The following is a 20,775-nucleotide window of genomic DNA, read 5'->3' as shown; positions in this document are numbered from 1 at the left end:
ATCTAAGCGATATATTTTCCACATCCTCACCAGAGCACATGGAAGAGATCGCCAACGCCAAACAATGCGCGATCTATAAGAAAGGTCAGGTGATCTTCCAGGAAGGAGCACATCCCTATGGCATTTATTGTATCAACACCGGAAAGGTTAAGTTATCCCATTCAGGAGATGAAGGGAGAGAGCAGATCATACGCCTGGTAAAACCAGGTGATCTTATCGGCTATAAAGCACTCATTAGCAATGAACCATACACAGCTACTGCTACCGTTCTGGAAGATAGCGCCGTATGTTTCATACCACGCGACCTGTTCCTGCATCTCCTGCAAAAGGATAATGTATTATCCTTGAAGATGATGCAGATACTTACCAGCGAACTGAGAAGAGCAGAAACAAAGATCACGCACCTCTCACAGAAACCGGTAAGGGAACGTTTGGCTGAAACACTGCTTACACTCAAAGAAACATATGGCCTGGAGGAAGACGATCAAACCATTAATGTAACCCTCTCCAGAGAAGAGATCGCCAACCTCGTAGGTACTGCAACAGAGTCTGCAATCCGCCTCCTCTCTGAGTTTAAGAAAGAGAAGGTGATTGATCTTACAGGTAAGAAGATCCGCATCTTACGCCTTCAGCAACTCATAAAAATGGCTAATCTCCAGGATTGATTCCGGTTATCCGTTTAATTCGTTAAAATTTATGCCCTGAAGTACCCTTCTTTGAAAAAATTTCTGTTAAAAAGGGAGCTTAAAGGGTAAAAAGGAGGAGAAACCGGAAAAACCGGCGGACCCGCTAAAGGGCAAAAATCCCTTCAAAACGGAGAGGCATTACAACATACATTCGTTGATATGAAAAAGTATGATCGTCTGAAACACTTTGCTGCCGCGGGTTGTAGAGGCAATAAAAAAAGTCTGACCGTTGGAACAATCAGACTTTCTTGTTATGTGAATGGGTTAGTAAGTACAGGGAAATAAAATTCCCTACACAATATTAAAAAGAATTTCATCACAAAAGAAAAAAAATGCAATAAATTTTATTCACACGCTGAAATAAATTGTGGATAACGCCCCCTAACTTTGCCATCACTTTAACGAAGTTCATATGAAGTTTGAGAAACCAATATCGGTAAAAGAAATAGCAACGCTCATAGGAGCAGAGCTGACAGGTAACGATCAGTTGATGGCTACCGGCATTAATGAGATCCATAAAGTAACGGAAGGAGACATCTCCTTTGTTGACTTTGAGAAGTATTACAATGCCTGCCTTAACTCTGCTGCCACCATCATCATCATCAACAAGAAAGTACCTGCACCGGAAGGTAAGGCACTGCTGGTGATCAATGATCCGTTCAGTGCATTCGTGAGCCTGGTGAAACGCTACCGGCCCTTTGTTCCCGCAACTACCCCTATCAGTGATACGGCAGTAGTTGGTGAAGGAACCATCCTTCAGCCAAACGTATTCATTGGCCATCATGTGCGCATCGGAAAGAACTGTCTTATCCATCCCAACGTTACCATCTACGACCATACCATCATCGGGGACAATGTGATCATTCATGCAGGTACCGTTATCGGTGCCGATGCCTTTTACTTTAAGAAACGGGCAGAACGTGAAGTGATGTACGACAAACTGGAAAGCTGCGGAAGGGTGATCATTGAAGACCATGTGGAAATAGGCGCAAGCTGTACCATCGATAAAGGGGTAAGTGGCGACACCATCATCGGACAAGGGACCAAATTTGATAACATGGTGCATATAGGACATGGTGCCGTGATCGGAAAGAACTGCCTTTTTGCCGCACAGGTTGGTATAGGTGGTAAAACACATGTGGAGGATAATGTGATCCTCTGGGGACAGGTAGGTGTGAATAAAGACCTTACCATCGGAAAGGGAGCTGTTGTATTAGGACAAAGTGGTATCTCCAGTTCCGTTGAAGGAGGTAAAACCTATTTTGGCTCACCGATAGAAGAAGCCCGTGAAAAGAAAAAAGAATTAGCCTGGGTAAAACGTATCCCGGAGATCTGGGCAAAGATCAACAGTTAATACTATGTTTAAGATGTACCGACTGCTCATTATGGGCTGCCTTCCATTCCTTGCCTGCTCAGTAGTGAAACCCACTATTGTTAAAGCGCCTGATCTCTATACCACGGAAAATGAGTTAGCCGTTAAGATCAAAGACGGCTGGTTAAGCGCCAAAACAATTTCACTGGGAGCATACAACACTACTTCCCGTTCAAACGGAGTGGCGGATCATTCTCCTGCCAAACAGATCAAACAGGCCAGCGATGCCTTTTACTTTACCCTGAAAGGCAAAGATGTGCAGGTTCCCGTTCAGCTGCTCAGTACAAATGCCATTACTTTTTCCAACCGCACATTACCATCTTATCTGAACGGGTTATCGGGAGATGCACCCTTATGGTATATTCATGTAGGGGCAACTGCTTTAACGCCATTAAAGACCTGGGAACTGATCCTGAAACGCAATCTATCCTTCCTTGAGCTGAACGAAAACAAACCAGTAGGTGTACTTCGTTCAGCTACTGAAGAAATAAGGGTAACCGTACATAACCGTTTCGGTATCAGGAACAGTTATGAGAAAACCTGTTATGAATTTCAGTTGAAAGGTATTCCCGTTGCTGCTGTAATTGTAGGGGATGCTCCCAAAGCATGGATCAATACAAAAGCAGATGCCGATCTGCAGCAGACATTATCAGGCGCTATGGCTGCCTTGCTGTTTAAGTAGGAAGGCTTTGGAGATTTCCGTGATGGTTTGTTCCAGGGGTTTATAACGGAAAGAAGGTAAGGCGGCACGTATCTTATCACTGTTGTAATATACTTTCAGCTGTGCCGTTCGGGCTGTTTCTTTTGTTAACAAGGGCCGTTTACCCCTCAAGAGGCCTTTTACTTTTTCCAGTCTCCATACCAATTCAGCCATCCAGGGTTTAGTGGCAATATGTGGCGGCTTTTTGCCCAGGGCATTTGCCATTGTAGTAAACAATTGCCGGTAAGGCCAGTTCTCTGCAGATAAAATAAAACGCTGGGCGCTGATCTCACTGTCCATCAACCTTATCATTGCCTCCACTACATCTTCCACATCCACAAAACCATTGATGCCTTCCGTATAATAAGGGAATTCTTTCCAGGCATTCTTCAGTAACATACCGGAGCCATCATGCCAGAAGCCGCTGCCTAAAATAATAGAGGGGTTCACGATCACGGCATCCAGCCCTTCTGCAATACCTCTCCATATTTCCATTTCACTGCCATGTTTGCTGATGGCATAATTGGAGTTGTTCTTACTTTCTTCCCAAGGGATATCTTCTGTGAGTTCTGCCTGTGTTAATGATCTGCCGATGGCAGCAACGGAACTTACATGTACCAGTTTTTTTACGCCGGCATCCAGGGCAATGTTCACCACATTTGCCGTGCCTTCTATATTCACCTTTAAGAGATAGTCGCGCTTGTCCGGTTGAAAAGATACAACGGCGGCGCAATGATAGACCTGTTCAACACCCTGCATGGCATCTTCCAGTGAGCCAATGTCCAGTACATCGCCCTTCACCCATTCTACCCGGTCTTTAATATCATTGATCTGTTCCGGGATCTGCCGGCGGTATAATGCACGTACCGGTTTGCCGGCCAGCACAAGGGCCCGCAATAAGTAACTGCCTAAAAAACCAGTACCGCCGGTTACCAGTATCATGATCTCATGTGTATTAATGAAGGCACAAATGTAATTTAATAGTTGTAAAAACCTTTTCCGGTTTTGCGGCCGAGTTCTCCTTTGGCGACTTTATCTGCCTGAAGCTGACCTGGTTTAAAACGGGGAGCATGGTTGAATGCTTCGTATAAAGAAGTGGTAACGGCAAAGTTGATATCATTTCCAATGAGGTCCATTAAAGCAAAAGGGCCCATCCTGAAACCTGTTGCTTCCAGCAATTTGTCTATGCTTTGCAGCGATGCAGTACCTTCTGATGCCACCTGCATGGCTTCCAGGTAATAATGTCTTGCCACACGGTTCACAATAAAACCCGGAGCATCTTTTACACGCACGGGCGTTTTGCCCAGTTGTTTTGTGAGTGCATACAATACCTCCGCAACAGCCGGATCGGTTGCCCTGCCACTTACAATTTCCACCAGTTGCATAAGGTGCGCAGGGTTGAAAAAGTGCATGCCGGCTACACGCTCCGGATGTAGTACATCTTTGGCGATATCGGAAACAGATAAGGAGGAAGTATTGGTGGCAAAGATGGTCTCAGGGGAGTTTAAGCCTGCAAGTTGATTGAACAGCGCTACTTTGGCCGGAATGTTTTCTACGATGGCTTCTATGATCACATCTGCCACACATTGCTGTGCATCATGCACTGTGGAAATGCGGGAAAGAATGATAGCGGGCTGCGCTGCATCCAGCTTCCCTTTCTCTACGGCTGTCTGTAAGTTGCGGCTGATCTGTGTGATGGCTTTCTGCAGGGCTTCTTCTCTTGTATCGAACAGGATGGTTTTAAAACCTCCTGCGGCTGCAACCTGGGCAATCCCTGCGCCCATGGTCCCTGCTCCGCAAATTGCTATGGTGTTCAGCATTAGTTGGGGGATTAAAAAAAAGTGACAGGCGGTGTTACCTGTCACTTTCGATATTCGTTATAACACTCCCTGGAATTGTTTCAGGAAGCGAAGATCATTTTCTGAGAATAACCGTAGGTCTTTGATCTGGTATTTCAGCATGGTGAGCCTTTCAATACCCATTCCGAATGCAAAGCCGGTATATTTGGTGGAGTCTATGCCGCAATTTTCCAACACCTGCGGATGTACCATTCCGCAACCCAGGATCTCTACCCAACCGGTGTGTTTACATACATTACAACCCTCGCCGCCGCAGATCAGGCAGGAAATATCCATTTCTGCGCTGGGCTCTGTGAAGGGGAAATAAGAAGGGCGGAAACGCACTTTAAAGTTCTCCCCGAACATCTCCTGTACAAAGTAATACAGGGTTTGTTTGAGGTCTGCAAAGGATACGTTCTCTGCTATATAAAGACCTTCTATCTGGTGGAAGAAACAATGTGCACGGGCGCTGATGGTTTCATTACGGTATACCCTGCCCGGGCAGATGATCCTGATGGGCAGTTTCCCCAGTTCCATTGTTCTTACCTGGGCAGAGGAAGTATGGGTGCGCAACAGCCAGTCCGGGTTGTTCTGCACATAGAAAGTATCCTGCATATCCCTGGCCGGGTGATTTTCTGCCAGGTTGAGCGCTGTGAAGTTATGCCAGTCGTCTTCAATTTCAGGGCCCTCCGCAATGGTAAAACCCAGTCTTTCGAAGATGCGGATAGCTTTATTCCTTACCAGGCTGATAGGGTGGCGGGTACCCAGCCTGTGGGGTTCACCGGGAAGGGTAAGGTCCAGCTCGCCGGCTGCGCCATTTCCTGCTTCCTTCAACTGCTGAAACTCCTCGTATTTAGCCTCTGCCAATTGTTTGAAGGCATTCAGCACCTGGCCGAACTCCTTCTTTTTTTCGTTGGCAACGTTCTTCATTTCCCCGAAAATGCCTTTTACAATGCCTTTTGTTCCGAGAAATTTAATACGGAATTGTTCCAGCTCCTCTGCCGTTTTGGCCTGGAAAGCGGCAATCTCCTGCTTATATGCTTCTATTTGCTGCACTATCTGCTCCATGGCCACAAATATAACGTGCTGTGGATAAAAATGAGTACTTTTTGGGAGTTTTTGTAACCATGTCTGTCGTTGTATATATTATAACTGTTTCTGTGTTGTTGCTGCTGATTGCCGGGATATACCGGCAAATGCTGCGCTATAAGCGTCAGTATAAAGCAGAGGCCACCCTCAATTACTTTACCACCTCCCTTTTTGGCAAAAACACGGTAGACGATATCCTCTGGGATATTGCCAAGAACTGCATCTCCCACCTCAACCTGGAAGACTGCGTGATCTACCTGGTGGATGAAGACCGCAACGTACTGATCCAGAAAGCAGCTTATGGCCCTAAAAATCCTGAGCGTTTTGAGATCCGCGATCCCATAGAAATACCCCTGGGCAGAGGAATTGTAGGATATGTGGCATTGTCCGGCAGGGCTGAAATAGTACCGGATACTACTGTAGACGCACGTTATATTGTTGATGATGAAAAACGGCTTTCAGAACTGGCCGTGCCCATTTACTACGAAAGGAAAGTGATCGGCGTAATTGACACGGAAAACCCACGTAAGTATTTCTATACGGCTGAACACCTGGCCATGCTCGAAAAGATCGCGGCCATCTGTTCCTCCAAAATAGGCCGGTCTTTAATAGAAGAAAAAGCCCGCAGGCAGGAGCTGGAAGTACAATTGCTGCATAAACAGCTCGCAGAGTTCAGGCTGGTGACCCTCAAAAGCCAGATGAATCCCCACTTCCTCTTCAACTGCCTGAACGGTATCTATAACTGCATCCTTGCAGAAGAGATCGATAAAGCATCTGAGTACCTCTCCAACTTTGCGAAACTGCTGCGGATGGTGTTGATGCATTCTGAAAAGAACTTTATTTCCCTGCGGGAAGAAGTAGACCTGCTGCAACATTATCTCAGAATAGAGGCTTTGCGGACCAGTAAACCGTTCGAGTTCAACATTCTGATAGACGAAGGGATCAACCCGGATGAATTTTTTGTACCCGGTATGTTGATCCAGCCTTTCCTCGAAAATGCTATCTGGCATGGTCTCATGAACAAAGAAGGACAGCGGAAGTTACAGATCCACTGGCGCAGGTTGAAAGAGGACGTGTTGATGTGTGAGATCCTGGATAACGGCATTGGGCGGGAGCAATCATCCCGCAGGCAGGGAAATGGCTTACGGGGAGAATCCCATGCCTCCAAAGGAATGAGCCTTTGCATGGAGCGGGTGGAACTCTATAAAGCATTGTTCAACACTACTTTCAACATCCATGTATTTGACCTCTATAGCGAAGATGGCCTGGCAGAAGGCACAAAAGTGAATATTGCTTTTGAAATAGCACCCGGTATGGGAACTGCTTACCTGGATTAAAAATCTTTTTATGGAATTATGGAAAGGCTGCGTCTTAATAAAAAACCTTTCCTTATGCTCAGAAACACCGCCCTCCTGGTTGCTGCATGTTTAATTGCCGGCAGCCCATTACTGGCTCAGGAAAAAGCTGCGCCAAAGAAAACACCTCTCCCTCCGCCCGTTGTTCATCAAAAAGAAGTGACAGTTGCCGATGTGAAGAAACATGAAAAGCTTACGCCGCCGATTGTTAAAAAAGACGTGGCTTCCAGCAAAGAGGCCTCTAATCCTAAAGGTAAAATGGTGAAGTTCAAAGCTCCGGTGGTGAAGAAAGAGGAAGTGCCCTTGCCGCCTCCGCCACCATCGCCTCCGGTGATTAAGAAGGATGAGAAAATGCCTCCGCCGCCTCCACCAGCTCCACCAAAGAAAGATTAAGATTTTAAAAAGCCCTGCCCGGGGCTTTTTTTATTCAAACACTACTGTTTTATTGCGATAGACAAATACCCTATCGTTCAGTACCAGTCTCAATGCTTTAGCTAGTACGGATACTTCAATGTCCTTACCCGCCTTTACCATATCTGTTGCTGTAAAAGAGTGATTAACGGGGATGACCTGTTGCGCGATGATGGGCCCTTCATCCAGTTGATCTGTTACAAAATGCGAGGTGGCACCTATGAGTTTCACGCCTCTTTCAAATGCCTGTTTATAAGGTTGGGCACCGGCAAAAGCAGGAAGGAAAGAATGGTGGATATTGATGATGCGGGCCGGGAACTTTGCTACGAAAGCAGGTGAAAGGATCCGCATGAACTTGGCCAGTACAATGTAATCAGGATCAAGTGCCACAATATGTTCCATAATCTTTGCCTCAAACTGTTCTTCTTCGTGGGAAATATACACAAAGGGAATACCGAACCTTTTGCAGACATCCTCCAGTGTAGTGTGATTACCGATCACGGTTTGCACTTCTGCCCCGAGGGTAGAGAAGTAATTACGGATGAGGATATCACCGAGGCAATGATATTCCTTCGTGACCAGTAATACGATCTTTTTTTCCTGTTTAGGATTGATGGTGATGAGTGCTTTTTCAGGAAGTACCTGCCGGATGGCAGCTTCCAGCTGTAAGGGATCTGTTTCGTTCTCTGCCTCTATGCGCATGAAAAAACGGTTCTCCACTTTATCCACGTGTTCACGGAGGGAAACAATGTTGAGGCCGGCCTTGGCTAATATACCGGAGATAACGGCAACAAGGCCTATCTGGTCTTTGGATTGGATAAGGATGATCATAGCAGGGTGAAAGTATACAATTTTCTCCGCTATTTCCTGGCTATTGTGCTTTCTTTGTTTTCTTTCACCCTGGCTTTAATGATCATTCCGCCAGTTTTTTCAATTCGTTTAATGCCTTGGGAAAGGGTTCGTCAAAATGATTTTCAAACTCATCCGGAAGGTCCAGTTCTACTGTTAAAGCTGTTTTGTCGCCCACTGTTTTAAGGGTATAGTTCTCTTCGGAACCGGCCCATTTTTTCACTTCCGGACTGTCCAGGTCCTCTACCCCGTTGATCATGTTGCCGAGGTGTTTAATGGACATATACTCATTAGGAATATTCTCAGCGATCACGGATACCATGCCATTGTTCTGGCCGTCTACGAACACGGCTTTACTGCCTTTTTTCCAATCTGTTTTAACGTCTGATCCGCTGGCGAAAGGAGCTGTCCATACCCGGTAACTTTCTTTACCCCAGAGTTGTTCCCACACTTTTTCAGCGGGGGCATCAATTGTAATAGAGAATGTTTTCTTTTTCATAACCTTGAGTTTTGTATAACAAAGGTGGGCTCTTTTAATTTGAAAGAACATGGTTAAACGCGACAAATTCAGGGTGATTTCCGCCTAAAATAAATAAGTCAAATGTACCATCGTCCTGTTCCCTGCTTTTACTTTCATGCCGGCCAGCTCCTGCGAAAGCACCGGTTGAAAATTACCGCCGATAGCATACTGTTTAAAAGAAAGCTCTATGCCGGCAGTACCCATCAGAGTATAACCACCGGAAACATCGACCCTTATTTGTTCTGTATCCTCATCTGCTGTTTCATACAGTATACCTGCATTAGGGGAAATGGAAAGGTCTTTCAACGGCCGTAGTTTGTAATAGACCAGCAGGTTGGCGGTGAACTTATTGCCATATTGATAATCATATTTATTACGGGTGTTGAGCTTATAGCTGATGTTTGTATTCAATCCTATATCCATTAGCCGGATATCGTACATGGCATTCAGTGTAAAATCCATACTGGCTGTTCCCAGCTGAAAGTTATTGGGACTGTCTTCATTTTCTTTTCTTTCCGCAGGCTCATATTTGCCGGTAGGCAGCTTCACACCTGCACCGATCCATAAAGAATGCGCCGCCGTATTCATTTTGCTGAACACCTGATAATATCCTGTAACAGCAATATCTCCCAGTCCTGTTTTGCTTTTGGATATGCCCTGGTTGCTGCGTTCACTGAAATTAAGCGGAACGAAGCCCAGCACCCGGAACTTCTTCCCGATATTCCAGCCGCCCCATAATTCAGCTGTCTGGTAAGTTTCATCTGTGGTGAGGTAAGAAGTGCTGCCTCCCGGGCCAAGATGAGAACGCATGGTTTTGTATTGATAACGCAGGCCTGCAAAGCGTTGCTTAAAATCAGGCAGCAACCCGATGTAATAACTGCCTACTCCGCAGCCGCAGATATCGCAGGCTGCTGAAATCTTGTACACGAATAAGGCTATAAATACCAGGGCCATCTTTTTCATTGTTCAGCAAATCGTTTATCTGTTATAAAAATTTTATCGTTCAGGGTATTCAGGAAAGCTTTTAACTGTGCCTTTTCTGTAGTTGTTAAAGCAATGCCGTTCTTTAGCAGAGGATCCAGTGTGGGCATATCCTTTACTTCATCTGCGTAATGGTTTAATACAGCATCCAGGGAATAGAATCTGCCATCATGCATGTAGGGAGCCGTATAAGCCAGGTTACGTAGACTGGGTACTTTGAACTTAAATTTATCCGCCGGGTTGAGTGTGATGGGTTCCCTGCCTTCATCATTGGCGGGTCCCGGCCCGATGCCATTATTCCTGAAAGAAAGATCTGTGAACAGCGGCTCCTGGTGGCAACTGTTGCATTGCTGTTGAAAGATCTTATAGCCCTGTTCTTCTTCGGCAGTGAAGGTGGCTTTTTTTGTTTTGACGCTATCGTACCTGGAATTGGCGCTTACCAGCATCACCATGAACTGGGACAAGGCTTTGAGCATTTTGGCAGACGTGATCTCCGTGCTGCCGTAAGCCTTTTTAAACAGCTCAGGGTATTGTGGGTGGTTGCGTAGTTTATTCAATACGTTGTCTATCGTTTCATCCATTTCCACCACGTTTGTGATGGGAACGATGGGTTGAAGGTCGAGGTCAAATACTCCGCCATCCCACATGAAAGTAGTGTGCCAGGCCATATTCATAATGGGAGTGGCGTTGCGGTTGCCCAGGCGATCGTCAATTCCATGGCTGATATCATGGCCATGATGTGTGAAGGCTGCGCTTTGAATATGACAGCTTCCACAGGAGACAGTATTGTTCCTGGAAAGCCGGGGTTCATAGAATAACTTCCTCCCTAATTCAAAACCAGCCTGCGTCACTTCTTTCTTATATACCCTGGGTGGAAAGTTCTCCGGTTGTTTAAAACCGAAGAAACGCTCCATCAGGTCCTGTTTGGTACAGGCGAGTATAAATATGGATAGTACGATTAAGAGTTGTTTCATAGGTCATCAGTTTTCAGTGTGATCATGATGGAACATGCTGGAGAAGTTGTTGGCAATCTTCCCGCTGAATTCGCTGAACATCACAGTAGGGTTTGCTGCGATGCTGGCTTTATTCGGGCCATTGAAGACCTTGAGGATATCTACCATCAGGTGGATATTGGGCTGTCGGCCTGCTCTCACTTTTGCCACGCCACCTGCATTGAGGTCTACGCTGATCGTTCTGATGTTGTTGATCGTTGGGGCACTGTAGCCGCCAAAACCGCCAATATGGTATCTGAATTTACGTTGTCCGCTGGGGTCAACGGGAGCTGCTGCAGCAATCCCTTCCATCCTGAAAAAGATATAACCACTGTTCCACCCCCAGTACATACCATCATCATGCCCGCCTGAAGGATCTAACACACCAGTGCGTTTATCAATATCCATCGTGCTTCTGAGGCTATCTACACCCAGCACAAAGCTGATGCTGGCATAATCTCCCTGCGGTACTTTTACTTTAACGAACTGTGTGGATGGATTACTTTCTGAGATGAGGAAATAGCTGCTGTCCTGCGGAATTACATATTCCACACCTGCGGCTGTTTTTACTTTGATATTACTGATGAAATATTGCAGCAGGGAAACATTGAATTGTTCTCCTGCTTCGTTGGAATAATTACCGGTATTCAGTTGGAGGTTCTTATCTCCGGCAACATTATCGAATTGAATGCTGAGTGTGGCTTTGGAAGTATCTGTTGCGATGGAATCTTTTTTACACGCGGAAAAAATGAACAGGAATATGATGAGTAATTTTGCTTGTTGCATAGTTTGTTGAGTTTAAGGCAATAGAATTCCCGGCCGCGGAATGGTGCAGCAATAGACATGACAATAAGCCTGCGTTTATGCGGGAGTTTTAATTTATGTGGAGTATGCGCCTATGCGGTGGGTGGATGGAAGATAGCGGCTGATTGATCTACAGGGTATCCGATGGATATGGGAAAGATGAAAGTGTTGTTTAATAAAGTATATGCGTTAGAGAGGGTATTATCTGTTTTGCAGCTTAGGTAAATGATTTCTTTACTTTCCGTTTTTTTAGCAGGAACCTCCTGTTGTTTCTTTTGTTCTTCTGCGAGCTTCTTTGAAAGCACGCAATTACCGTTACAGTTCAACTGTGGCCTGGCGCGGTTTTCACAGAGGTTCTTCGCAATGTAGGATTGATTGAGGTAGAACTCCAGCATCACTACATATCGGTCCCCGACCTGGCAGAGCCAGGTGAGAAAGAGGAACGTGGCTATGATACGTTGATGCATGTTGTAAAGCTAAGGAATTGGGGTGGTTGGTGGGAATGATTTTGGTCAGGTTGACTTGTGTTTCAGGAAAAGCAACATTGAAAGATTTAAACGTTTCAATGGCCCGTAATCCGGCTTCGGTGAGTTGTGTTTGCCCACCACCTTTACCACCGACATTCATTAGTACAAGGGGGCTTTCTGTTTGTTCATTCATTTGTTTAACGAACTCCCAGGCCTGCCGGTAGGACATTTTCATGGCCTGCGCCGCCTTACGGATAGGACCCGTTTCATGGATCTTTTCCAGCAGCTCCACTCTCCCGTAACCGAGAAAAGCGCCTTCTTTTCCATCTATCCAGATCCTTCCGTTTGCTTTGAAGTCTTTACCATGGGCATAAAAGTATTGAATTTTAGATAAACCCGCTATGGTAGCTTTATCCTTGCTTCATCCTTGCTTCATGTTGCAGCCTGGAGCGGGTTTAAGCTACTTTAAAGCAAGGATGAAGCAAGGATAAAGCATAAGAAAAAGAATACCAATTTATTATGAACAAAAAACGTCAAAAGCGTCAAAACGCGTCATACGTTTTTAGTCCCCACAGAATTGGATATAATTTTGACTTATTGATCGCCGCAAAAGGAGCAGTGCTTAAGTGGAACGGGAGGAGCACCCCGGGAAACTTTCTCCTGGCGCGGGGATCACAGATTTAAACAATTTTTTCTTACCAGTTAAAACAGTCTATCATGGCTAACATAAACAATAACTTGCTCGTCCGCGGTGCAAGTGGAAATGTAGGTAAACAATTCGTTTACCGTAAACGCGGAAATAACACACATATCGTAAAGATGCCGTCCGTTAAAAAAGGCGCGGTAGCTACAAAAGAACAAACAGAAGCCCGCGAGCGGTTCGCAGAAGCAGTACTGTACGCACAGGGTGCTATTGCTTCGGCAGACTTAAAAAAGGAATATGAGAAAATAGCCCCTTTCGGAAGTACTGCCTATAACATGGCCTTCAGAGACTATCTGAAAGCCCCTGTTGTAAAAAAGATCGATGCATCCAATTACAATGGAACACCCGGTTCAACGATCGTTGTTCATGCGAAAGATGATTTCAGGGTAGCCAGCGTAAAGGTGAGCATCTTTGATTCCGCCGGCGTTTTGCTGGAAGAAGGCAATGCATTACTGAACCCGGTTAAGCGAGGGCAATGGGTGTACACGGTTACACTGGCCAACACCGGAGCAGTGATCAGCGCCAAGGCAACAGACCTTCCCGGAAATGAAGGAATGCTGGAGTTATCACTTTGATGAGATCGCGTTATCGTTACTTTTAGACATGAAGTTTATCCCTCGGCGTAAAAGCCGGGGGATAGCTTTTTTGAATAGGCATAAAAAAACCGGAAATCCATACAAGATGAACTTCCGGTTTTGTGGTCCCACTCGGGCTTGAACCAAGGACCCTCTGATTATGAGTCAGATGCTCTAACCAACTGAGCTATAGGACCAGTCCTTTCGGACAAAAATATATATATAAACTTTAATTGGGCCCTTTTCAGGGACGGCAAAACTAAATATTTTTTAGTCAATCCCCCAAGAATTATTTCTTTTTTCTTTCAGGCCTTAACTTTGCGGCACCATGCAAGGAATCCAACACATCATTTTCGACCTGGGGGGTGTACTTCTCAATATCGATTACCAACTCACCCACAAAGCATTCACCGATCTGGGCATCGCTGATTTCAATACACATTTCTCCCAACTCCATGCCAATTCCCTGTTTGAGGACTTGGAAACCGGTAAAGTGAATGAGGAAGAATTCCTGGAAAAAATAAAAGCCCACTTACCGGCGGGGGTAACCAACGAGGCCATCATTACCGCCTGGAATGCCATGTTGCTGGATTACCCGGTAGCCCGGCTGCAGCTGCTGCAGCAGTTACGGCAGCATTACAACTTATTCCTGCTCAGCAATACCAATGCCATTCACCTGGCAGCATTCAATACCATCCTGGAAAAAAGCCGGGGCATATCATCCCTCGCTTCCTTTTTCGACAGAACATACTATTCCCACCTGGTGGGCCTTCGCAAGCCCGGGAAGGAAATTTACCAGTTGATCCTCGATGAAAATGATCTCCGGCCGGAGCATACTTTGTTCATTGACGACACACTTCCTAACGTGGAAGCCGCGAAAGAACTGGGTATACAGGCTATTCACCTGCAGGCGCCGAAAACCATCCTGGATATTTTCAGGAAGTGATTATTTGATCTCTTCAAAATCTATGTAATCCCCCTTCTCCCTGGGTTTGGGAGAAGGTTGCTGAGGAGGAGGAGCTTGTTGTTGCTGCTGCTGTTGCTCGAATTGCTCACGCATATGCTGTTGCATATCCCTTACCTGGCGGCGGACATGCTTGGTAGAATTATAGACCGGAATGATGAACTCAAACACCAGTTTATAAAGGATCCAGCCTACGATGATAAAGATGAGTAACTTACCTATTGACATAATCACACAAAGATAACAGTATCTCCCATTTCTTGCCCCATTTTAGGGATTCTTTAACGAAGTCCGATCATCGCTGCAACATCCATGGAAGCCTGTTTATTGTACTCCCAGGTGAGTTTGCGATAGTTCATGGCATCGATAATTGTACCCACTAAACAGAAGCCTCCGGTGAACAGGTAAAGGATACCCATCAGCACCTGGTCCATCAAAAAACGGTGAATGCCGGCTACGGCCACCAGGCCCAGCAGGCAGGTGATCAGTATCGTTTGGGGATCTTTGCGCCTTGTCTGGTAAAGGACCAGGAAGCGCTGGCGCGTATCTTCATCGTATTTTTTGGTTAATTCCTCCAGCCAGATAATCTCTTCATGGTCGATGCCAGGTAACATGGCAAAATGGAAGTTGTTCATATAGCGTTTATTTTACAGGCTTAAATGGTATATGGAAAAGTTTTATCAGTTGAATGATCCGCCACAACAAAGCCACTAATACAATCACCCCGAGTTTGTGACTTTCCCAGCTTTCCTGCCATTCCCCATGAAAAAGATGACTGATGGAAGTACCCAGGCCACAACCCGGGCAGCCGCCAAAACCAATCATTTTAAAGAAGCAAAAACCGGTGAAACCCTCGCCGGGATGGATGATAGCGAGGTAGAGCAGGCCGGTGGTCCAGGCGATCAGTTCGATATTTATTTTGGGAAGATAGCGCTGCATGTGTATACAAGATAGCGTAATCCAACCGCATTTACAATTTCTATTAAGATTAAACAACATGTGTGTGGTTGCGGCTTTCCCAAGGCCTGTACTGTATTATATTTAGAAGAAATACTTTTTGTAATGAAATAAAATGCTAATTTTGTAGTGGAAAAATGATTCAAATGAAGGGGACGAAAAAGTCCCCTTCTTCTTTTTTGTATGGCAAACGAACAAGTGATAGCACCCATCCGGGAAATGCTGGATTCGCTCCTGGCGGACAAACCAGAGTATTTTGTGGTGGATATTAAGATCAAACCTACCAATAATATTAAGGTCTTTGTAGATGCAGATAATGGTGCTTCCATCGACAAGCTGGTGTCGCTGAACAGGCAATTATACCCGCTGCTGGAAGCGGCCGGATTATTTCCGGCAGATGATTTCTCCCTGGAAGTATCTTCTCCCGGTTTGGACGAACCATTAAAGTCTCCGCGTCAGTTCCAAAAGAATGTGGGCAGAAAAGTGGAAGTGATGTTGCTGAACGGCACCACGCTGGAAGGCAAGCTGCTGAGCTTCAATGACACAGAACTGGTGCTGGAAGAAACAGTAGGTAAGAAAAAAGAGATTAAACAAACAAATATCAATTTATCCGAAATAAAGCACACAAAGGTGTGCATCGTGTTTTAAAAAATAATAACAGAACATGGCTAGTATTAACCTGATTGAGTCATTCACCGAGTTTAAGGAGGCGGAAAATATCGACCGCCCGACCCTAATGAAGGTGTTAGAGGATGTGTTTAAGACGCTGTTGCGTAAGAAATATGGCTCAGATGAGAACTTTGACGTGATTGTAAATACCGAAAAAGGTGACCTGGAGATCCTCCGCCGCCGTATGATCGTAGAAGATGGTACGGTAGAAGATGACAACGCCCAGATCGCATATTCGGAAGCTATCCTGGTAGAACCTGATTACCAGGTAGGAGAAGACTTGTACGAAGAGGTAGAGATCCTGGATTTCGGCCGCCGTGCTATCCTGGCAGCCAAACAAACGCTGACTGCCCGGATCGGTGACCTGAAAAAGAATATCCTGGTGAAGAAATATGGCGACCGCGTAGGCGAGATCGTGACAGGCGAGGTATACCAGGTATGGAAAAAGGAAGTTTTATTATTGGATGATGAAGGGAATGAGTTAATATTGCCTAAATCCGAGCAGATTCCAACAGATTATTTCAAAAAAGGTGAAAATGTGCGGGCGGTAGTGAAAAAAGTGGAGATGAAGAACAACTCTCCATTGATCATCCTCTCCAGAACACATCCTTCCTTCCTGGCGAAACTTCTCGAAATTGAAGTGCCGGAAATTTTCGATGGTCTTATCGTGATCAAAAAAATCGTAAGGGAACCCGGCGAAAGAGCCAAAGTGGCTGTGGAGTCTTATGACGACCGTATTGACCCCGTAGGTGCCTGCGTAGGTATGAAAGGTAGCCGTATCCACGGTATCGTTCGTGAGCTGCGCAATGAGAACATCGACATTATCAACTATACCGCGAACATACAACTGCTGATCCAACGTGCGCTGACGCCAGCGAGGATTAGCCGTATGGACGTAGACAATGAAAATAAATATGCATCCGTTTATCTTAAACCAGACCAGGTGTCACTGGCCATCGGTAAGAAAGGGGTGAATATAAAATTGGCCTGCGAATTGACGGGATTTGAGATAGATGTATTCCGTGATGAAGAACAGGAACAAACTGAGTTTGACATTGACCTGGGTGAATTCGCGGATGAAATTGAAGCATGGGTGATCGATGAATTAAAACGCATTGGTTGCGACACTGCCCGCAGTGTACTGGATCTGACTCCGGAAGAACTTGTACGCCGTTCCGACCTCGAAGAGGAAACCGTACATGAAGTGAGGAGAATTTTGCAGGAAGAATTTGAAAAAGAATAAAGCCGTCCGCTACCCCTTCCCAAGTGGTAGGCTTTTTTGATTGCAGAGATAATTGAGTTATTTGTTAAAATGTTAAAAGAATTACTCCGCCGGCTGGTGGGGATTAAACGGGAAGGACGCGAATACGATATGCCTGAAGTAACAAACAACACACCGCGATTGCTGGCTGCGGCCAAGGAATTCAATATTGGAAAGGAAACGCTCATCGATTTCCTGGCCAATAAGGGCTATGATATGGACGGATTCGGATCTCCTAACGCCCGTCTCACAGCCCAGATGTACAACTCCTTGCAGAATGAGTTTCAACAGGATAAGGCAAACAAGAAGAAAAGTGATCAGATAGCCTTACCTAAAGGAACCGTGCTGGATGCAGCCAAAAAGAAGGAGAAGGAAGAGGCAGAGCTTGCAGCGAAGAAGAAAGAGAAAGAAGATGCTGATACCGCTGCTGCTAAAAAGAAAGAAGAGGCTCCTGCCAAACCTGAGCCACAACCGGAACCTGTAGCACCTAAGGTGGTACCGCAACCGGAAGCAAAGGTGGAAAAACAGGAAGCGAAACCGGAACCTAAACCCGAACCGCAACCTGAACCAAAACCACAACCACAGCCTGTACAGGAAGTAAAACCGGAACCTAAACCGGAACCAGCGCCTGCACCAAAAGCTGTTGTGGAGGAAACACCTAAAGCAGAAGAAGTAGTGAAACCTGAAGCCCCCAAGATCAATGGTCCCAAAATAATGGGCTCTATCGATCTGGATGCGCTGAATAAGGATAACCGCACTGCTAAGAAACCTGCTGCCAAAAAGAAAGACGACACTGAAACTGTTGAGGATAAACCAACACCCGCACCACAGGAAACTGCACCGGTTGCGGAAGTGAAAGCAACGCCTGCTCCTGAAGTGAAAGAAGTGCCTGTCGCCAAAAAAGAGGAACCGGAAGTAAAAGTGGAAAAACCAGCTGCGAAAGCAGAAGAGAAACCCGCTGAACAAACTCCCCCTCAGGCCAAAGCATCGAGAGAAGAAAAAGCAGAAAGGCCGGCTGCCAAAGTGGAAACACCTCAGCCCCCCGTTTCTAATGAACCAACAGACGAATCAGGAGACGACAACAGCAAAGCAGTGATCGAAAATATCCAGGCTAATAAACTCACTGGTCCCAAGGTGATCGGAAAGATTGACCTGCCAGTGCAGCAAGATCGCAGGGATAATAGTAAAGGGTTTAACAACTCTAAAGACGAAAAACGTAAGCGCAAGCGCATCGTTATAGAAAAGAAACCAGAACCCATCAAACCAGGTGAGTTCGCTAAAGAAGGCGGACAAAATGCACCAGGCGGAGGACACCAGGGTAATCGCGAAAACCGCGGTCCCGGAGGACCAGGCACTCATCAGGGTGGAGGTCATCGCGGACCAGGAGGCCCGGGTGGAGGACATGGTGGAAATCGTGGACCCGGTGGTCATGGTGGAAACCGTGATAATCGTGGCCCAGGTGGAGGACATGGTGGAAACCGTGGACCAGGTGGTGGTGCACCAGGAGGTGGAAATCGCCCTCCGGGAGCTCCAGGTACTGGCAACAGCCGTCCATTACAAGCCCGCCAACCCCGTCCGGGTCAAGGTGGTGGTTACGGACAAGGTGCTCCACGCAGACCGGAAGACAAGGATAAAGAAATTGACAAGAACGAGATCCAGAATAAGATCAAGGAAACAATGGCCAAACTGGGTGGCAACTCCCGTGGCCGTTCTACCAAAGCAAAACGCCGTCACGACAAACGCCAGGAAATGGCCAGTCGCAGAGAAAGTTCTGCAAACGGAGAAGGAGCAAAATTACAGGTAACGGAATTCGTATCTGTAAGTGAGCTGGCTAACCTGATGGACGTGAGCTTTGCAGAAGTGATCTCAAAATGTATGGGCCTCGGCATCATGGTATCTATCAACCAACGCCTCGATGCGGAAGTAATAGAACTGGTAGCCGGAGAGTTCGGATACGAAGTAGAGTTTATCGGAATTGAAGATGCAACGGACGATGATGATGAAGAAGTAGTAGATGATCCGGAAGATCTGCTTCCCCGTGCACCGATCGTTACCATCATGGGTCACGTTGACCATGGTAAAACCTCCCTGCTTGATTACATCCGCAGTGCGAATGTGGTAGCTGGTGAGGCTGGTGGTATCACCCAGCACATTGGTGCTTACCAGGTAACTACCGCCACCGGTAAAAAAGTAACTTTCCTCGATACACCTGGTCACGAAGCGTTTACCGCAATGCGTGCCCGTGGTGCCAAAGTTGCGGACATTGCAGTAATTGTGGTGGCTGCGGATGATGCCATCATGCCTCAAACGCGTGAAGCCATCTCCCACTCCCAGGCTGCTGGTCTCCCCATGGTCTTTGCGATCAACAAGGTGGATAAAGACGGCGCCAATCCGGAGAAGATCAAAGAACAACTGGCCGGCATGAACCTCCTGGTAGAAGACTGGGGTGGTAAATACCAAAGCCAGGAGATCTCTGCGAAGAGTGGTTTGAACATCGACATTTTATTGGAGAAAATATTGCTCGAAGCTGAATTGCTGGAACTGAAAGCCAACCCAGACAGGGAAGGTACAGGTACAGTAATTGAAGCCACCCTGGATAAAGGCCGCGGTTATGTAACAACCGTACTGGTATCCAGCGGTACCCTGAAACAAGGGGACACCATCGTTTCCGGTGCTCACTTTGGTAAGATCAAGGCTATGTTCAACGAACGCGGTCAGCGGGTTGAAAAAGCGGGTCCTTCCACGCCGGTTCAGTTGCTCGGTTTGAACGGAGCATCACAGGCCGGTGAGAAGTTCAAGGTATATGAAGATGAATCTGAAGCGAAAGAAGTTGCCAACCGCAGAGCACAACTCGTGCGGGAGCAAGGTATCCGCACCAAGAAACACATTACCCTGGATGAGATCGGACGCCGCCTTGCACTGGGTAACTTTAAACAACTGAACCTGATCCTGAAAGGGGACGTGGATGGTTCCGTGGAAGCATTGAGCGACTCCCTGCAGAAACTCTCTACAGAAGAGATCGTAGTGAGCGTGGTGCTGAAAGGCGTAGGTCAGATCACAGAATCAGACGTATTGCTGGCTACTGCATCAGATGCCTTGATCATCGGTTTCCAGGTACGCCCTTCAATGAATGCGGCAAAACTGGCTGAGAAAGAGAACATCGAGATCCGCACTTACTCCATCATTTACGATGCGATCGATGAGCTGAAGAGCGCCATGGAAGGTATGCTTGAGCCGAAGATCGAGAAGAAAGTGGTGTGCAACGTGGAGATCCGCGAAACTTACAAGTTCGACAAGGTGACCATCGCCGGTTGTTATGTGCTGGATGGTAAACTGAACAGGAACACCCGTATCAACATCGTTCGCGATGGTATTGTGGTACACACAGGTGAACTCCAGTCCCTCAAACGTTATAAAGATGATGTGAAAGAAGTGGTATCCGGTATGGAGTGCGGCTTGAGCATCAAGAACTATGCGGACCTGAAGGTGGGAGACATCGTGGAAGGTTTCGAAGAGGTGGAAGTTAAAAGAACACTCTAAAATCGTTTGGAATGGGCCGCTGGCCCGCTCCAAAACCGAAAT

At 46.4% G+C, this 20,775-nt stretch carries 22 protein-coding genes, 1 tRNA gene and 1 pseudogene; 10 read left to right on the top strand and 14 right to left on the bottom strand.

The features are described 5' to 3' along the window. Positions 1 to 38: 38 nt before the first annotated feature. The 3 genes from AAHN97_RS24415 (at position 39) to AAHN97_RS24405 (ending at position 2,740) form a co-directional block, all read left to right on the top strand. A complete protein-coding gene (locus tag AAHN97_RS24415; protein ID WP_343304715.1) occupies positions 39 to 665 on the top strand; it encodes a Crp/Fnr family transcriptional regulator in 627 nt (208 codons plus the stop codon). A gap of 433 nt (positions 666 to 1,098) precedes the next feature. Then, on the top strand, positions 1,099 to 2,040 hold the full coding sequence (locus AAHN97_RS24410) for a UDP-3-O-(3-hydroxymyristoyl)glucosamine N-acyltransferase (protein WP_343304714.1): 942 nt from the start codon (positions 1,099 to 1,101) through the stop codon (positions 2,038 to 2,040). A gap of 13 nt (positions 2,041 to 2,053) precedes the next feature. Continuing rightward, positions 2,054 to 2,740, top strand: coding sequence for a hypothetical protein (locus tag AAHN97_RS24405; RefSeq protein WP_343304713.1), 687 nt, complete (start codon positions 2,054 to 2,056; stop codon positions 2,738 to 2,740). Here the strand turns inward: AAHN97_RS24405 and AAHN97_RS24400 are convergent. From AAHN97_RS24400 to pheS, 3 genes are read right to left on the bottom strand one after another with little or no spacing between them, the layout of a single operon-like run. Continuing rightward, on the bottom strand, positions 2,708 to 3,700 hold the full coding sequence (locus AAHN97_RS24400) for an NAD-dependent epimerase/dehydratase family protein (protein WP_343304712.1): 993 nt from the start codon (positions 3,698 to 3,700) through the stop codon (positions 2,708 to 2,710). The genes AAHN97_RS24405 and AAHN97_RS24400 overlap by 33 nt on opposite strands. A gap of 35 nt (positions 3,701 to 3,735) precedes the next feature. Next, positions 3,736 to 4,578 (bottom strand): 3-hydroxyacyl-CoA dehydrogenase NAD-binding domain-containing protein, encoded by an 843-nt coding sequence (locus AAHN97_RS24395; protein ID WP_343304711.1) that lies wholly within the window; start codon positions 4,576 to 4,578, stop codon positions 3,736 to 3,738. Positions 4,579 to 4,635: 57 nt separating this feature from the next. Beyond that, a complete protein-coding gene (gene pheS, locus AAHN97_RS24390) occupies positions 4,636 to 5,664 on the bottom strand; it encodes a phenylalanine--tRNA ligase subunit alpha (protein WP_430516953.1) in 1,029 nt (342 codons plus the stop codon). A 128-nt stretch (positions 5,665 to 5,792) separates the two neighbouring features. On the opposite strand from pheS, the gene AAHN97_RS24385 reads away from it, so the two are divergent. Both AAHN97_RS24385 and AAHN97_RS24380 read left to right on the top strand, forming a co-directional pair. Further along, complete coding sequence (locus AAHN97_RS24385; RefSeq protein ID WP_343304709.1) at positions 5,793 to 7,022, top strand: histidine kinase; 1,230 nt, start codon at positions 5,793 to 5,795, stop codon at positions 7,020 to 7,022. 54 nt (positions 7,023 to 7,076) lie between these two features. Further along, positions 7,077 to 7,433, top strand: a complete 357-nt coding sequence (locus AAHN97_RS24380; RefSeq protein ID WP_343304708.1) for a hypothetical protein — start codon at positions 7,077 to 7,079, stop codon at positions 7,431 to 7,433. 30 nt (positions 7,434 to 7,463) lie between these two features. On the opposite strand, the gene purU is transcribed toward AAHN97_RS24380, so the two are convergent. From purU to AAHN97_RS29005, 7 genes and pseudogenes are all read right to left on the bottom strand, one after another. Beyond that, positions 7,464 to 8,282, bottom strand: coding sequence for a formyltetrahydrofolate deformylase (purU, locus tag AAHN97_RS24375; protein ID WP_343304707.1), 819 nt, complete (start codon positions 8,280 to 8,282; stop codon positions 7,464 to 7,466). Between the two features lie 82 nt (positions 8,283 to 8,364). Continuing rightward, positions 8,365 to 8,799 (bottom strand): SRPBCC family protein, encoded by a 435-nt coding sequence (locus AAHN97_RS24370; protein WP_343304706.1) that lies wholly within the window; start codon positions 8,797 to 8,799, stop codon positions 8,365 to 8,367. An 84-nt stretch (positions 8,800 to 8,883) separates the two neighbouring features. Beyond that, entirely contained in the window at positions 8,884 to 9,783 is a 900-nt protein-coding gene (locus tag AAHN97_RS24365) for a transporter (RefSeq protein ID WP_343304705.1), read from the bottom strand. Next, positions 9,780 to 10,775 carry a cytochrome-c peroxidase gene (locus AAHN97_RS24360; protein ID WP_343304704.1) on the bottom strand — a complete coding sequence of 332 codons (996 nt, stop codon included), beginning with the start codon at positions 10,773 to 10,775 and terminating at the stop codon, positions 9,780 to 9,782. The genes AAHN97_RS24365 and AAHN97_RS24360 overlap by 4 nt, the downstream gene beginning before the upstream one ends. A gap of 6 nt (positions 10,776 to 10,781) precedes the next feature. Further along, positions 10,782 to 11,579, bottom strand: coding sequence for an MbnP family protein (locus AAHN97_RS24355; RefSeq protein WP_343304703.1), 798 nt, complete (start codon positions 11,577 to 11,579; stop codon positions 10,782 to 10,784). A gap of 110 nt (positions 11,580 to 11,689) precedes the next feature. Further along, positions 11,690 to 12,064 carry a hypothetical protein gene (locus tag AAHN97_RS24350; protein ID WP_343304702.1) on the bottom strand — a complete coding sequence of 125 codons (375 nt, stop codon included), beginning with the start codon at positions 12,062 to 12,064 and terminating at the stop codon, positions 11,690 to 11,692. 121 nt (positions 12,065 to 12,185) lie between these two features. After that, a pseudogene (locus AAHN97_RS29005) lies at positions 12,186 to 12,356 on the bottom strand (winged helix-turn-helix domain-containing protein); the annotation flags it as partial. Positions 12,357 to 12,781: 425 nt separating this feature from the next. Between AAHN97_RS29005 and AAHN97_RS24345 the strand changes: the two are divergent. After that, on the top strand, positions 12,782 to 13,342 hold the full coding sequence (locus AAHN97_RS24345) for a hypothetical protein (protein WP_343304701.1): 561 nt from the start codon (positions 12,782 to 12,784) through the stop codon (positions 13,340 to 13,342). A 123-nt stretch (positions 13,343 to 13,465) separates the two neighbouring features. Here AAHN97_RS24345 and AAHN97_RS24340 read toward each other — a convergent pair. Further along, positions 13,466 to 13,539: transfer RNA gene (locus AAHN97_RS24340), tRNA-Ile, on the bottom strand. Between the two features lie 131 nt (positions 13,540 to 13,670). Here AAHN97_RS24340 and AAHN97_RS24335 point away from each other — a divergent pair. Continuing rightward, a complete protein-coding gene (locus AAHN97_RS24335) occupies positions 13,671 to 14,288 on the top strand; it encodes an HAD family hydrolase (protein WP_343304700.1) in 618 nt (205 codons plus the stop codon). Here the strand turns inward: AAHN97_RS24335 and AAHN97_RS24330 are convergent, their stop codons facing one another. The 3 genes from AAHN97_RS24330 to AAHN97_RS24320 are packed head-to-tail and all read right to left on the bottom strand — an operon-like array spanning position 14,289 to position 15,245. Then, entirely contained in the window at positions 14,289 to 14,534 is a 246-nt protein-coding gene (locus AAHN97_RS24330) for a hypothetical protein (protein ID WP_343304699.1), read from the bottom strand. It lies immediately after the preceding gene. A 53-nt stretch (positions 14,535 to 14,587) separates the two neighbouring features. Then, positions 14,588 to 14,941, bottom strand: coding sequence for a TM2 domain-containing protein (locus tag AAHN97_RS24325; RefSeq protein ID WP_343304698.1), 354 nt, complete (start codon positions 14,939 to 14,941; stop codon positions 14,588 to 14,590). Between the two features lie 7 nt (positions 14,942 to 14,948). Continuing rightward, a complete protein-coding gene (locus AAHN97_RS24320; protein ID WP_343304697.1) occupies positions 14,949 to 15,245 on the bottom strand; it encodes a DUF2752 domain-containing protein in 297 nt (98 codons plus the stop codon). 201 nt (positions 15,246 to 15,446) lie between these two features. Here AAHN97_RS24320 and rimP point away from each other — a divergent pair, with 201 nt between their 5' ends. The 3 genes from rimP (at position 15,447) to infB (ending at position 20,733) form a co-directional block, all read left to right on the top strand. After that, a complete protein-coding gene (gene rimP, locus AAHN97_RS24315) occupies positions 15,447 to 15,911 on the top strand; it encodes a ribosome maturation factor RimP (protein ID WP_343304696.1) in 465 nt (154 codons plus the stop codon). Between the two features lie 16 nt (positions 15,912 to 15,927). Continuing rightward, positions 15,928 to 17,175 carry a transcription termination factor NusA gene (gene nusA / locus AAHN97_RS24310; RefSeq protein WP_074241722.1) on the top strand — a complete coding sequence of 416 codons (1,248 nt, stop codon included), beginning with the start codon at positions 15,928 to 15,930 and terminating at the stop codon, positions 17,173 to 17,175. A gap of 69 nt (positions 17,176 to 17,244) precedes the next feature. Then, complete coding sequence (gene infB, locus AAHN97_RS24305) at positions 17,245 to 20,733, top strand: translation initiation factor IF-2 (protein ID WP_343304695.1); 3,489 nt, start codon at positions 17,245 to 17,247, stop codon at positions 20,731 to 20,733. Positions 20,734 to 20,775 lie beyond the last annotated feature (42 nt).

This window comes from Chitinophaga niabensis (assembly GCF_039545795.1).
Taxonomy (GTDB): Bacteria; Bacteroidota; Bacteroidia; order Chitinophagales; family Chitinophagaceae; genus Chitinophaga; species Chitinophaga niabensis_B.
This window is presented reverse-complemented; position numbering and strand designations above follow the sequence as displayed.